Source organism: Streptomyces sp. NPDC020917, from assembly GCF_044333795.1.
Classification (GTDB): Bacteria; Actinomycetota; Actinomycetes; order Streptomycetales; family Streptomycetaceae; genus Actinacidiphila.
This window is the reverse complement of the sequence record NZ_JBIRRR010000003.1, coordinates 405,305-418,200: the sequence shown is the minus strand read 5'-3', so window position 1 is coordinate 418,200 and position 12,896 is coordinate 405,305. Positions and strand designations below refer to the sequence as shown.

Sequence of the window (12,896 nt, the reverse complement as noted above, 5' to 3'; positions counted from 1 at the left end):
GATGGCCGGGCTGAACGAGTTGCTTGAGCGGAACCGGGGCAATCTGTCGGGTGGGCTGCTGTCCGAGCAGGTGTACCGGTTGCTGCGGTCGGCCATCTTGAGCGGTGAGATGGTGCCGGAACAGCGGATCGTGGAGTCGGACATCGCCAAGCGTTTGGGCATCAGCCAGGCGCCGGTGCGTGAGGCGGTCAAGCGGCTGGTGTACGAGAGTCTGGTGACTCATGTGCCGCGGCTGGGCAGCCGGGTGGCGAGCATCTCGGTCGAGGAGGCGGAGCAGGCGCGTGAACTGCGGGGCAATCTTGAGGAGTTCGCGGCTCGTGCTGCGGCGGAGCGTCGTGCCGAGGGGTTCGTCGACCGGCTGAGCGTGGTGGTCGACGACATGCGGCGGGCGGCTCGGAACGACGATCCGGTGAGTTTCCGCGGCAGTGACATGGCCTTCCACCGGCTGGTGTGTGACGCCAGCGGGAACTATCTGCTGCCGCGGTTGTGGAAGGTGATGGAGCCCAGTTTGTGGTCGCTTCGGGTGGTCTCCGATCCGTTCTACACCGGCAGCCGCAACACGTTGGTCGCCGAGCACGAGCGGCTGCTCACCATGCTCGTCGAGGGCCGGGTGGAGGACGCCGGGCCGGCGTTTCGCCGGCATGCCATCGGCGCGGCCCAGCTGGCGAAGCGCGACGGGTAGGACCACGGGCCCTTTGCCCGCACCCGACGCAAGAGGACCGGAGGGAATCAACGATGGCACAGTATGCGGCGCGCGGTGTGCACGGTCGCATGGTGCAGCTCATGGCTGAGCGGATTCTGACAGGAGAGCTGGCCGAGGGGGCCACTCTGGATCTCCTCGCGCTGCAGCGCGAGTTCGGGGTGAGCCGGACCACGATACGTGAGGCACTGAGGGTCCTCGCCGCCAAGGGCCTCGTCGACGCCCGGCCGAAACGAGGCACGTTCGTACGGTCCCGCGCGGACTGGAACCTCTTCGACAGCGATCTCTTGCGCTGGCAGTCCGTCCACCATGCCCAGCCGGGCCTCTTCGACGACCTGAGCGAGCTCTGCTCCATCATCGCACCGGGCGCGGCGACCCTCGCCGCGGCCCGCGCCACCGAGGACGATCTGGTGTCCCTCGAGGCGGCGCTGGCAGGAGTGGCCACTGCCGGTGCCGATGCCCCCGCGGCGTTCGCCTCCGCCATCGGCTTCCTCCGCGCGCTGCTCGCCGCCTCCCACAACGAGCTGCTGGCTCGGATGGACGTCGTCATCGAGACCTGTCTGGCCGAATGGGACCCGGCGATGCACCCCGTGCACGCTGCCGGCGACCTTGTTCCCCTCCTGCGGGCCGTTGTCAACGCGATCCGGCGGCGTGACCCCGAACAGTCCGCACTGGCCATGCGGACACTGCCCGCCATGGCACGCCACGACGCTGTGAAGCCGCATGCTCGCGGCGAGCAGGCCCACCCGATGATGACTCACTACTGATGTGGAGACATGTCCGCCGAGTGGAGGACGCACACCATGAGTAACCACCGTATGCAACGGCCGAGCGGAGCCGTCACGATCAACGATGTCCGGGTGACGCCGATCGCCTTCCCCGATCCGCCGCTGCTCAACGCCGTGGGCTGTCACGAGCCATGGGCACTGCGCGCGATCATCGAGGTGGACTGCGGGGACGGCCTCGTCGGGCTCGGTGAGACCTACGGCGACGCCCCGCACCTGGCGGTGCTGCGCGCGGTCGCGCCGCTGCTGATCGGGCTGGACCCGTTCCAGACCGAATACCTCAAGTCGGTGGTGGAGGGCGTCCTCGGCGCCACGGAGGAGCCGTCGCCGAAGCTTGGCCCGGGAGGTGGGATCAGCCGGGAGATGGCGGCGTTGCGGGTGTTCTCCGCGTTCGAGGTGGCCTGCCTGGACGTGCAGGGACAGGTGATCGGCCGGCCGGTCCACGACCTGCTCGGTGGGCGGGTACGCGACGCGGTGCCGTTCTCGGCGTACCTGTTCTACAAGTGGGCCCAGCATCCGGACGGACGCGAAGACCCCTTCGGCGCAGCGCTGGACCCCGCCGGGATCGTGGAGCAGGCCCGGACGATGGTGCGGACGTACGGATTCCAGTCGATCAAGGTGAAGGGCGGCGTCTTCCACCCGGACGAGGAGATTGCCGCAGTGCGCGCGCTGCGCGATGAGTTCCCCGCGCTGCCGCTGCGGATAGATCCCAACGCCGCGTGGAGCGTGGAGACTTCGCGCAGGGTCGCCGCCGAGACACAGGGGCTGCTGGAGTATCTCGAGGACCCGACGGAGGGCCTGGCCGGCATGGCCGCCGTCGCGGAGACCGCGGGAATGCCCCTGGCCACGAACATGTGCGTGGTCTCCTTCGACCACATCCCCGAGGCCGTCGAGCGCGGTTCGGTCCAGGTCATCCTCTCCGATCACCACTACTGGGGCGGGCTGCGGCAGTCGGTGCGCCTGGCGGGCATCTGTGAGACGTGGGGCCTGGGCCTGTCGATGCATTCCAACAGCCATCTCGGTATCAGTCTCGCCGCGATGACCCATCTCGGCGCGGCACTCCCGCAGTTGACCTACGCCGCTGACACGCACACTCCGTGGCAGTTGGGAGTCGACGTGGTCGAGCACCCGCTGACTTTCGTCGACGGCGCTGTCCCGGTGCCGATGTCACCCGGGCTGGGGGTCCGACTCGACCGTGATGCGCTGGCGCGACTGCACGAGAACTACCTGCGGCAGGGCATCGTCGGGCGCGACGACTCGGGATACATGCGCCGCTTCCACCCCGACTTCGATCCGACCAAGCCGCGGTGGTGATCGGGGTCGGCGCGCCGTCTGCCCGCTGCCCACGTGCGGACCGCATCGGCATGAAGGCGCGGGCTGGCCGCCCAGGCCGGCACCGTCGAGCTCCCCTTCACCCGGAGTGATCATCAGCGGGCGGCTGCCACGAGGGCGAGCCGTCCGTCGTGGACTTCGGCGATCTGGTCGACGGCGGTGAGATGGGTGCGGTCGTGGGTGACCAGGATGGTGGCGGTGGCCCGCTGGCGGGTGAGGCGAGTGATCAACTCGATCACGGCGGCGCCGCGTTCGTGGTCGAGGGCGCTCGTGGGCTCGTCGACCAGGAGGACGGTGGGGTCGTTCATCAGGGCCCGCGCGATGTTCACGCGCTGGCGCTGTCCGCCGGACAGCTGGTGGGGCCGCCGGCCGGCCTGGTCCGCGAGCCCGACCGCGTCCAGGAGCTCCATGGCCCGGCCACGGGCCTTGCGGGGAGGCCCGCCGGCGATCTTCGCCATGACCTGGAGCTGTTCGGCGGCGGTCAGGGAGGGCAGCAGGTTGGGCTGCTGAAAGACGATGCCGATCTTGTGGCGGCGCAGCTCGGTCAGCTCGCCCCGGCTCAGGCCGGTGGTGACGGTCCCGTCGACGGTGACGGTGCCGGCGTCCGGCGTGATGAGGGTGGCGGCGACGGCCAGCAGGCTGGACTTCCCGGAGCCCGAGGGGCCGACCACCGCGGTCAGGCTGCCCTTGGCCACGTCCAGACCGACCTTGTCGAGGGCGGTCAGGCGGTTGTCGCCGTCGGGGTAGGTGAGGGTGACGTCCGTCAGGTTCAGGCTCATCGGGCGCTCCCCAGGGCGGTCAGCGGGTCGACGGAGGTGATACGGCGGAGGGACAGGGCGGCCCCGAGGGCGCCGAGGAGGATCATCACCGCGGCCGGGACCAGCATGGTGGCCGGAGTGAGCAGGAACGGTACGGCCGAGCCGGCGACGAGTTCGCCCAGGCCGGCGGCGATGCCCGTACCGACCAGGGTGCCGCCGGTGAGCAGCACGGCTGCCTGGCCGAGGGCGTCCTTGAGCAGGTCGGCCGTGGAGGCCCCCAGGGCCTTCAGGACGGCGATGTCGCCGCTGCGCTGGATGGTCCACACCGTGAAGAAGGCGCCGACGACCAGGGCCGAGATGGCGAACAGGAAGCCGCGCATCAGCTGCAGGGAGCCGTTCTCGGAGGTGTAGGAACCGATCGCGGAGAGTGAGGCGCCGGTGGAGACCGTCCTGGTGCCGGCCTGCCGGTCGGTGGCCGCCACATCCGCCTCCGGGGTGGTGTTCAATGCGATGACCGTGGCCGTCGGCCCGGCACCGGCGCCGGTGGGCGGCGCGGCCCTCTGCCAGGTGGCCAGGCTGGTCCAGACGACCGGGGTGTGGCTGAAATAGGCGTCGCCCCGCACCGCGGCCACCGTCAGCCGCTGTCCGGCCAGGGTGAGGCGGTCGCCGGCTTTCGCCGCGAGATCGTCGGCCGCCGCTGCGGACAGCACCACCGACACGTCGTCGATCCTGCTGCTGTCAGGGGCAAGGGGAGAGCCCGGCTGCACGCCGAAGACGGAGACGGCGGTGCTGTGGTCGCCGGCGGCGGCCTTGGTGGTGGTGATGCCCAGCGGCTCGGCGCTTTCGACGCCAGGAGCCTCGGCCCACCGCTGCCACTGCTGCCGGGTGACCGTGGAGTTGGAGTACGACAGGTCCTGGCCGCCGCCGGGAGCCTGGAAGGCGATCTTGCCGGCAGGCAGTCCCGTGATCGCGGAGATGTTCTGCCGGCCCAGTCCGGCCGTCAGCCCGGACAGCAGCCCGACCAGCAGGGTGATCAGCACGATGACGGTCCCCACCAGGGCGAAGCGCCCTTTGGCGAACTTCAGGTCTCTCCAGGCGACGAACACGGCCTTGACCTGTCCTTTCCGGTGGCAGAAGCGGTATGCCCCCACCCTCGCCTCCGGCCCCCCATGCGCGCGTCTGGCGCACGACGGCACCTCGCGGGCCGAAAGGCGCCACGCGGGTTCTCACTTTCGATGGAGGCGTCCGGGCCGCAGGGTTTCGTAGCCTTGGAGGCACTGTGAACGCCGATGCCCCTACCCTGACGCCGACCACCCGGGCTCTTGCCTGGTGCCTGCACCTGCTGGTCATCGGCCTGCTGGCCCTGGCCGCCGGGCGGGCGGTGGCCGGCCGCGACCCTCATGCCGGGGCGATCGTGGCCTGCGCCCTGGCGTGCGCCGCGGTCTACGCGGCCGGACCGCTTCTACCCGGCGTCCGCGGTTCCCGGCGGGGCGCCGCACTCTGGCTGGCCGCTGAGGGAGTCGTGTGGCTGGCGCTGCTGGCCCTGTCCGCCGACGCCGTCTGGCTGGCGTTCCCGCTGTACTTCCTCCAGCTCCACCTGCTGCCGCGCCGCGCCGGGCTCATCGCCGTGGCCGCCACCGCGGCGGCGGCCATCGCCGGCTTCGCCGCCCATCAGGACTCCTTCAGCGCGGCGATGGTGATCGGCCCCGCTCTCGGCGCCGCCGTGGCGGTCGCGGTGGTCCGGGGCTATCAGGCCCTGTACCGCGAGAGCGAACAGCGCAGGCGCCTGATCGAGGAGCTCACCGCCACCCGCGCCGACCTGGCCGAGGCCCAGCACGCCGCCGGGGTCCTGACCGAACGCGAACGCCTCGCACGCGAGATCCACGACACCCTCGCGCAGGGCCTGTCCAGCATCCAATTGCTGCTGCGCGCCGCTGAACGCGCCCTGCCCGACCGGCCCGTCGCCGCCGCCGGACACGTGGAGGCGGCCCGGCAGGCCGCGGTCGACAACCTGGCCGAGGCCCGCCGCTTCGTCGCCGCCCTGAGCCCACCGGCCCTGGACGGCACCACCCTGGCCGGCGCTCTGGAACGGCTGTGCGGCACCACCACCGCCCGCCACCGGATCTCCGCGCGATTCCACCTCACCGGGGACCCTGTCCCGCTGGCCGTCGCGCACGAAGTCGCCCTCCTGCGCATCGCCCAGTCAGCGCTGGGCAACACCGTCCGGCACGCCCAGGCCGCAACCGCCGACGTCACCCTCGGCTACCTCGCCGACGACGTCACTCTCGACATCGTCGACGACGGCACCGGATTCGATCCCGGACGGCTGCCCGCCTCCGACCCCGAGAACGGCGGCTTCGGCCTCGCGGCCATGCGGGCCCGCGTCACGGCACTCGGTGGCACCCTGACCATCGATTCCGCGGACGCCCGCGGCACCGCCGTGGCCGTCAGACTCCCTCTCGCCCTGCCCGCCGACACCACGCCCGAGGTCCGCCCGTGACCCACGACACCCCCATCCGCCTCCTCCTGGCCGACGACCACCCCGTCGTCCGCGCCGGACTGCGCGCCGTACTGGAGACCGAGCCCGGCATCGTCGTCGTGGCCGAGGCGGCCACCGCCGAGGACGCCGTCACCCGCGCCGCCGAGGGCGGCATCGACGTCGTCCTCATGGACCTGCAGTTCGGCAAGGGCATGGGCGGCGCCGAAGCCACCGTCCGGATCACGGCCCGGCCTCAGGCCCCCCGCGTTCTGATCGTCACCACCTACGCCTCCGACGCCGACACCCTTCCCGCCATCGAAGCCGGCGCCACCGGCTACCTCCTCAAGGACGCTCCCCCCGAAGAGCTGGCCGCCGCCGTGCGCACCGCTGCCGCCGGCCACACCACGCTCGCGCCCACAGTCGCCGAGCGGCTGATGAACCGGCTGCGCACGCCGGGCTCCGCCCTGACCCGCCGCGAGACCGAAGTCCTCACCCTGGTCGCCGACGGCCTGTCCAATCAGGCCATCGGCCACCGTCTCCACCTCACCAAGGGAACGGTCAAGTCCCACCTCGCCCGCATCTACACCAAGCTCGGCGTCGACTCGCGGACGTCCGCTGTCGCGACCGCCACCGACCTCGGGCTCATCCGGCGCTGACGGCCGCTCCAAGAGCCGGCCCGCCGCATACCCGCGCGCCGGTGCGCGTGACCGTCAACTCGTGGTCCCGGAGAGGCGGCTGACCGGGAGGCCGGCGAGCAGTTCGAAGCGGGCGTCCAAAGGTCCCTTCAAGAGGAGGGTGGTGGACCGAAGCGGCACGTAATATGTCACATGCCACCGGGTGTGGGGGTAGCGGAACGGCGAGAGCGACCGCGAACCGGCGTCCGGGCAGCACCCACCCCCGACCCCTCACCGTCAGGAGACAGTCGTGACCCAGCCGACCCACGCCAGCCCCGGCACCGACCGGGCGGTCACGAGCGAGCGCACCAGGCGGAAGAACGGCCTGCTGCCCGCCCCCGGTCCCGAACTCGCCGCGCACATGGCCCAGGGCTGGGCCGACACCGAACGCCGGGACCTGGAGCCGATCGGGCAGGCCCCGTACTGCGCGCGCCGCCGTGCCGCGCTGTCCGCCCGCTACCCGGGCGAACTGCTGGTCGTCCCCGCCGGGAACCCGAAGGTGCGCTCCAACGACAGCGACTACCCCTTCCGCCCCTCCTCGGAGTACGTCCACCTGTCCGGCGACCAGTCCGAGGACGCCGCACTCGTGATGGAGCCCCGGGCAGGCGGGGGGCACCGGGCCGTCGCGTACCTGCGCCCCCGGTCCGACCGCAGCAGTGGGGAGTTCTGGCTCGACCTGCACGGCGAGCTGTGGGACGGGCGGCGCAACAGCCTGGCGGAGAACCACCGGCTGCTCGGCCTGGAGTGCCGGGACCGGCGCACCCTGCCCGCGCACCTGGAGGAGGCCGCGGGACGCATCCGGGTGCTGCGCGGCCACGACGCCGGGGTCGAGGCAGCCCTGCACGGCAGGACCGACCCCGCGCGGGACGAGGAGCTGCGTGTCTTCCTCGCCGAACTGCGGCTGGTCAAGGACGAGTTCGAGATCGACGAGCTGCGCCTCGCCTGCGCGGCCACCGCCCGCGGCTTCGAGGACGTGGTGCGCACGCTGGCCCCCGACACGGCCACGGCGGAACGCGTCGTCGAGGGCACGTTCTTCATGAGGGCGCGGATCGAGGGCAACGACGTCGGCTACAGGTCGATCTGCGCGGCGGGCGACCACGCCACCACCCTGCACTGGGTTCGCAACACCGGCTACGCCGAGCCCGGCGACCTGCTCCTGCTGGACGCCGGGGTGGAGACCACGCACCTCTACACCGCGGACGTCACCCGCACGCTGCCGGTCAGCGGCCGCTTCACCGCGATCCAGCGCAAGGTCTACGACGCGGTGTTCGCGGCGCAGGAGGCCGGCATCGCGGCGGTCAGGCCCGGGGCGAGGTTCGTGGACTTCCATGTCGCCGCCCAGCGCACGCTGGCGGAGCACCTGGTGGCATGGGGCCTGCTCGGCGACCGGCCGGTGGAGGAGGTCTTCGCCCTCGGCCTGCACCGGCGCTGGACGCTCGCCGGCACCGGCCACATGCTCGGCCTCGACGTCCACGACTGCGCGCTCGCCCCCACCGAGGCGTACGTGGACGGCACGCTGGAGACGGGGATGGTGCTGACCGTGGAGCCCGGCCTGTACTTCCAGTCCGACGACCTGACGGTCCCGCCGGAGTACCGCGGCATCGGTGTGCGGATCGAGGACGACATCCTGGTCACGGCGGACGGCAACGCGAACCTGTCGGCCGGCCTGCCCCGGTCGGCCGCCGAGGTGGAGGCGTGGATGGCCGGCCTGCGCGGCTGACGCGACGGGGTGGGGCCGCCGCCGGCGGCCCCACCCCTGCTGTCCCGGGTCGGGTGAGGTCAGCGGGCGGCGGTCACCCACGCCTCGACGTCGTCGGCGGCGCGCGGCAGGGCCGACGACAGGCATTCGGCGCCGTCGGCGGTGACGAGGAAGTCGTCCTCGATGCGCACGCCGATGCCGCGCATGTGCGCGGGGACGGTCAGGTCGTCCGGCTGGAAGTACAGGCCGGGCTCGACGGTCAGGACGTGGCCCGGCTCCAGGACGCCGTCATGGTAGGCGCTGCTGCGGGCGTCCGCGCAGTCGTGGCAGTCCAGGCCGAGCATGTGCCCGGTGCCGCAGACGGTGTAACGGCCGTACAGGGAAGGGTCGTGGGGGCCGGTGCCGGCCGGGCGCAGGCCCCAGGCGTCCAGGCCCTCGGCGATGACCCGCGTCGCGGCGTCGTGGAAGTCGCCGAACCGCGCGCCGGGCCGCAGCGCGGCGATGCCCGCGGACTGGGCCGCGTACACCAGGTCGTACACCTGCCGTTGCGCGTCGCTGAAACGCCCGCCGACCGGCAGGGTGCGGGTGACGTCGCCGGTGTAGCAGGCGTCGGTCTCCACCCCGGCGTCCAGCAGCAGGAGTTCGCCGTCGCGGACGGGACCGTCGTTGCGCATCCAGTGCAGGACGCACGCGTGCGCGCCGGCCGCCGCGATCGTCTCGAATCCGAGGCCGTAACCCTCCAGCCGGGCCCGCCGGTTGAACGTGCCCTCGATCCAGCGTTCGCCGCGCGCCAGCCGCGTCGCCGCCGGCAGCTCGCACGCGACGTCGTGGAAGGCGGCCACGGTGTGCCCCACGGCCGCGCGCATCTGCTCGACCTCCCACGCGTCCTTGACCAGCCGCAACTCCGACAGGAACGCGAGGAGTTCGGACTCGGCCTCGGCGGTGGGCGGCGCCGCCGCGTCGACCACCGGGTCCTGCCCGCGCACCACCCGGGTCGGCACGTGCGGAGCGAGGGCGCGTGCGAGGTCGTCGCGGGGGTGGGCCGCGAGACCGAGGGCGTCGGAGGTCTCCGCGAGGGTGCGGCGCCGGCCGACCCAGAACTCGCCGTAGCGGCGGTCGCGGTAGAACTCGGTGCCGTTCGGGCCGCCGTCGCGCGGGGAGCGCGGCCGGGTGAACACGGTGGCCTCGTGGCCGGTGCCCGTCGGTTCGAGGACGAGGACGCTGTCCGGGACGGCGCTCGCGCCCTCGTCCGCGGTGAGGTGGAGGAACGCGGAGTGCGGCCGGAAGGCGTAGTCGAAGTCGTTGCTCCGGACCTTCAGGCCGCCGGCCGGGACCACGATCCGCTCGCCGGGGAAGCGCGCCGACAGCAGCGCGCGGCGCTTGGCCGCGTATGCCGCTCCGGGCAGTACCGGCGCCGGCCGGGCCGACTCGGCCCACCCCTGCGTGAAGCACTCCGCCAGTGTCGGCGGCGCCGCGCGGTCGTGGCTCGCACCCTCGTGCGGCAGTATCTCGTCTCGCCCCACCGTACGCTCCGTCCGTCGGGAAAACTTTGCGGGCGACGGTACCATTTCACATAGTACGTAGCCAGGGTGTCGGCCGGGGTGCCGATGCGGGCGCTCGCGCCGCGGCTACGCCAGCTGCCGGTACACCGCGACGGCGACCACCGGTTCTGTCGGCCCATCCCGGAGGTGCGACTTTCCGCCGCCGTACCAGGCGGCCGCACCGTACATCCCGGAACGGCCGCGCGGCTCGCCGCGCACCAGCGCCCGCACCCACTGCGCTTCCTCGCCGCCGATCGCGGCCATCCGGCGCTCGACGACGGTCCAGCCCGTCACCCGTCACCCGTCACCTTTCACCGGGCTGTCCGTGACGCTCCGGAACGGCTCGCCGCCGGTGTGCCAGTCGATCGTCTGGATCGGCTATGTCGTGGTCGTCCGCATCTGACCACCAGTCACCTCCGGGTGAACTCGACGCCTCGGGGCCGGTGTTATGGGTCGAGCGGAAACGGTGCTGGGTCCCTGGGCATTGCCCATGACTTCACCTCAGTGCAATGTTACATACCGCTGCCCGCCTCCTCGGGCGGCTCCCCTCTCGCTCCCCCCACTGGAGATGCGATGCACTCTCGATCACTCCTGCCCAGAATCCTGGCCGCCGGGCTGGCGGCCGGAGGGCTCGTCGCCGGCCTGATGACCACCCAGGCCGTAGCGGCGTCCAGCACCACCACGCGGCACACCTCACCGCCGGCCGTGTCAGCAACCGTCGCGGCCGTCCAGGCCGCCAGGCAGCACGGAAAGGCGACGCCGTCCGGGCCCGAGACCGGCCGGTCCCAAGCCACGGCCACCAGCGCCAAGCCGGTGCCCGCGAAACTGCGCGGCGAGCCCGTCGCCCTGGGCTCGGCCGAGCCGGCCAAGCCCCACCGGTCAGGAAAGGCGGCGCGGAACGCCGCCGGTGCCGCCCAGCCGGCCGCCGTCACGTCGTGCACCACGTCCGACTTCTCGGGCCGGTCCGGCAGTGATCTGGTGTCGTACATCAAGACGGTGGACTGGAGTTCCTGCATCAACCCGCTGTTCAGCCTGACCGGCTCGGACGCGCACGCGGTGTTCAACCAGAACCAGATGCTCGCTGTCGCGAACGGCGTCGCGAGCGAGGCAGGCTCCTACACCGGGGACGACTCCGCCGGCCTGTTCGAGCTGATGTACTTCATGCAAGCCGGCTACTACGTGCAGTACGGCGACCCCCAGGACGTCGGCACATACGACTCCTCGCTGCGCAGCGCGATCGAGAGCGGGTTCAACGCCCTGTTCGCCAGTACCCACGCCGGCGACGTCAGCGCGGGCAACGGCAACGTGCTGGCGGAGGCGTTCGTCCTCACCGACAGCGCGCAGGTGCAGGCCGACTACCTGAACGTCTACTCCCGGTACCTCAACGCTTACAGCAGCAGCACCTGGGACGCCGTCCCGGAGATGGACCGGGCGCTCAACGCCATCTACACGCCACTGTGGCGCGGCCCGTGGATGACGGACTTCGTCACCGCGATCACCGCCGACCCCGGCATCGCCGACACCCTCTCCACCTTCACCCTCAACCACCGCGACCTGCTCGGCGGGGACAACGACGTCCTCGACTCCAACGCGGGCAACGACCTCGCCAACTTCCTCCAGATACCCGCCCTGCAGAGCAAGGTCCGCCCGCTCGTCAAGGGTCTGCTGGACGGCTCGTCCATCACCGGCGCCACCGACAACCTGTGGGTGCACGTCGCCTACCAGGCCAGCGTCGACGACGCGGCCCAGTGCTCCTACTACGGCGTCTGCGACCTGGCCAAGCAGCTCACCGCCGCAGCGCTGCCGATCAACAACTCCTGCAGCAACTTCACCATCATGGCGCAGGCGCTCACCTCCACCGAGCAGACCGACGTCTGCACGAGCCTGACGAACGAGGTCGCCTTCTACCAGAACCAGGTGAAGACGACCACGCCGATCCCCGGCGAGTACTTCCACCTGAAGATGGTCATCTTCGGCAGCAGGGCCGACTACGTCACCTACTCGTGGGCGATCTTCGGCAACGACACGAACAACGGCGGCGAGACGCTGACCGGCACGCCGACCGACCCGAACAACATCGCCTACTCCATCCTCTACCAGTGGCCGACCGACAACGGCTTCACGGCCAACGCGTGGAACCTCAACCACGAGTTCGCGCACGTCCAGCAGTCCATCTACGACATGAAGGGCGACTTCGGCACCCAGATCACCGTCCCCGACGTGTGGTGGATCGAGGGCCAGGCCGAGTACGTCTCCTACACCTACCGCAACCTCACCGACGACGGCGCGCTCACCGAGGCGGCCAAGCACACCTACAAGCTCAGCCAGCTCTTCCAGAACACGTACGCCATCGACGACGAGACCCGCACCTACCCGTGGGGCTACCTGGCCGTCCGCTACATGACCGAGAAGCACCCGGACGTCATCCAGTCCATGCTGGCCAGGATGCGGACCGGGGACTACCAGGGCGCCTACGACGTCTACAACAGCATCGGCACCGGCTACGACGCCGACTTCGACGCCTGGCTCGACACCCTGGGCGGCAGCAACGGTGGCGGCGGCAACGGCTCGGCCACGGCGTGCACGAACACCAACACGCAGGCCATGGACCAGAACTGCTTCCGCTCCGACCAGTCCCGGGTCGCCGGCGACACCGACTACTTCTGGATCTACCTGCCGGCCGGCACCACCACCTTGAAGATCACGACCAGCGGCGGCAGCGGCAACGCCGACCTCTACTACGACCCGACGACGTGGGCGACCCCGTCCACCTACACCGCGAAGTCCACCAACTCCGACAACACCGAGAGCATCACCGTCACCAACACCGAAGCGGGTTACCGGTACATCAGCCTGTACGCGGTGACCGACTTCAGCGGGGTCACTGTCACCACCTCTTACTGAGGTCTCCCTCACTGGCAGTCCCTG

At 71.3% G+C, this 12,896-nt stretch carries 11 protein-coding genes; 7 read left to right on the top strand and 4 right to left on the bottom strand.

The genetic code is table 11. From position 1 onward, the window contains the following. The first annotated feature begins 1 nt into the window (after position 1). From ACH4TG_RS08935 to ACH4TG_RS08925, 3 genes are read left to right on the top strand one after another with little or no spacing between them, the layout of a single operon-like run. On the top strand, positions 2 to 682 hold the full coding sequence (locus ACH4TG_RS08935; protein ID WP_398241486.1) for a GntR family transcriptional regulator: 681 nt from the start codon (positions 2 to 4) through the stop codon (positions 680 to 682). Positions 683 to 735: 53 nt separating this feature from the next. Continuing rightward, on the top strand, positions 736 to 1,467 hold the full coding sequence (locus tag ACH4TG_RS08930; protein ID WP_398241485.1) for a FadR/GntR family transcriptional regulator: 732 nt from the start codon (positions 736 to 738) through the stop codon (positions 1,465 to 1,467). Between the two features lie 36 nt (positions 1,468 to 1,503). Then, complete coding sequence (locus ACH4TG_RS08925) at positions 1,504 to 2,799, top strand: glucarate dehydratase family protein (RefSeq protein WP_398241484.1); 1,296 nt, start codon at positions 1,504 to 1,506, stop codon at positions 2,797 to 2,799. 113 nt (positions 2,800 to 2,912) lie between these two features. On the opposite strand, the gene ACH4TG_RS08920 is transcribed toward ACH4TG_RS08925, so the two are convergent. Beyond that, a complete protein-coding gene (locus tag ACH4TG_RS08920; RefSeq protein ID WP_398241483.1) occupies positions 2,913 to 3,596 on the bottom strand; it encodes an ABC transporter ATP-binding protein in 684 nt (227 codons plus the stop codon). Further along, the gene (locus ACH4TG_RS08915) at positions 3,593 to 4,681 is read right to left on the bottom strand and encodes an ABC transporter permease (RefSeq protein WP_398241482.1); all 1,089 of its coding nucleotides are present in this window, start codon (positions 4,679 to 4,681) and stop codon (positions 3,593 to 3,595) included. The genes ACH4TG_RS08920 and ACH4TG_RS08915 overlap by 4 nt, the downstream gene beginning before the upstream one ends. Positions 4,682 to 4,854: 173 nt before the next feature. On the opposite strand from ACH4TG_RS08915, the gene ACH4TG_RS08910 reads away from it, so the two are divergent. From ACH4TG_RS08910 to ACH4TG_RS08900, 3 genes are all read left to right on the top strand, one after another. Beyond that, the gene (locus tag ACH4TG_RS08910; RefSeq protein ID WP_398241481.1) at positions 4,855 to 6,075 is read left to right on the top strand and encodes a sensor histidine kinase; all 1,221 of its coding nucleotides are present in this window, start codon (positions 4,855 to 4,857) and stop codon (positions 6,073 to 6,075) included. After that, positions 6,072 to 6,710, top strand: coding sequence for a response regulator (locus ACH4TG_RS08905; protein ID WP_398241480.1), 639 nt, complete (start codon positions 6,072 to 6,074; stop codon positions 6,708 to 6,710). Before ACH4TG_RS08910 ends, ACH4TG_RS08905 begins: the two co-directional genes overlap by 4 nt. A gap of 379 nt (positions 6,711 to 7,089) precedes the next feature. After that, positions 7,090 to 8,448, top strand: coding sequence for an aminopeptidase P family protein (locus tag ACH4TG_RS08900; protein WP_398241688.1), 1,359 nt, complete (start codon positions 7,090 to 7,092; stop codon positions 8,446 to 8,448). A gap of 59 nt (positions 8,449 to 8,507) precedes the next feature. On the opposite strand, the gene ACH4TG_RS08895 is transcribed toward ACH4TG_RS08900, so the two are convergent. Next, positions 8,508 to 9,950 (bottom strand): aminopeptidase P family protein, encoded by a 1,443-nt coding sequence (locus ACH4TG_RS08895; protein ID WP_398241479.1) that lies wholly within the window; start codon positions 9,948 to 9,950, stop codon positions 8,508 to 8,510. Positions 9,951 to 10,055: 105 nt separating this feature from the next. Further along, positions 10,056 to 10,262, bottom strand: a complete 207-nt coding sequence (locus ACH4TG_RS08890; RefSeq protein WP_398241478.1) for a hypothetical protein — start codon at positions 10,260 to 10,262, stop codon at positions 10,056 to 10,058. Positions 10,263 to 10,541: 279 nt separating this feature from the next. Between ACH4TG_RS08890 and ACH4TG_RS08885 the strand changes: the two genes are divergently transcribed. Next, positions 10,542 to 12,872, top strand: coding sequence for a M9 family metallopeptidase (locus ACH4TG_RS08885; protein ID WP_398241477.1), 2,331 nt, complete (start codon positions 10,542 to 10,544; stop codon positions 12,870 to 12,872). The last annotated feature ends 24 nt before the right edge of the window (positions 12,873 to 12,896 follow it).

Coding starts and splice junctions, on each gene's coding strand:
- ACH4TG_RS08935 (WP_398241486.1), top strand. CDS start 2: ATGGCCGGGCTGAACGAGTTGCTTGAGCGGAACCGGGGCAATCTGTCG.
- ACH4TG_RS08930 (WP_398241485.1), top strand. CDS start 736: ATGGCACAGTATGCGGCGCGCGGTGTGCACGGTCGCATGGTGCAGCTC.
- ACH4TG_RS08925 (WP_398241484.1), top strand. CDS start 1,504: ATGAGTAACCACCGTATGCAACGGCCGAGCGGAGCCGTCACGATCAAC.
- ACH4TG_RS08920 (WP_398241483.1), bottom strand. CDS start 3,596: ATGAGCCTGAACCTGACGGACGTCACCCTCACCTACCCCGACGGCGAC.
- ACH4TG_RS08900 (WP_398241688.1), top strand. CDS start 7,090: ATGGCCCAGGGCTGGGCCGACACCGAACGCCGGGACCTGGAGCCGATC.
- ACH4TG_RS08885 (WP_398241477.1), top strand. CDS start 10,542: ATGCACTCTCGATCACTCCTGCCCAGAATCCTGGCCGCCGGGCTGGCG.